Source organism: Bacillus sp. SIMBA_074 (assembly GCF_046534555.1).
Taxonomy (GTDB): Bacteria; Bacillota; Bacilli; order Bacillales; family Bacillaceae_G; genus Bacillus_A; species Bacillus_A mycoides.
This window is the reverse complement of sequence record NZ_JAWRYM010000882.1, coordinates 1-253: the sequence shown is the minus strand read 5'-3', so window position 1 is coordinate 253 and position 253 is coordinate 1. Positions and strand designations below refer to the sequence as shown.

Here is a 253-nt window from a genome sequence, read left to right as displayed (position 1 = left end):
ATGTCTTATCAGGTCCCGCTTTCGGATATTTCAGCAGCGCAAGCAAAGGAAATCGAGGAATCACATCCCTCCCTTCTCTTTCCGCTTTATTTGCGTGAAGTAAATCGGTTGATTAACGAACGAAATCGCCCCGCCTACAAGGAAGCAATCAAGCTGTTAAAAAAAGTACGGTCTACTTACAGCAAGGCAAATGAAGATGCTCGTTTTGAACGTTATGTAGATCAACTGTCGGCAAAATATAACCGCTTGCGTG

The 253-nt window shown here is 43.9% G+C and carries 1 pseudogene; it reads left to right on the top strand.

Annotated features, from left to right (window positions below):
- Window positions 1-253, top strand: a pseudogene (locus tag SB773_RS33285) (SWIM zinc finger family protein); the annotation flags it as partial.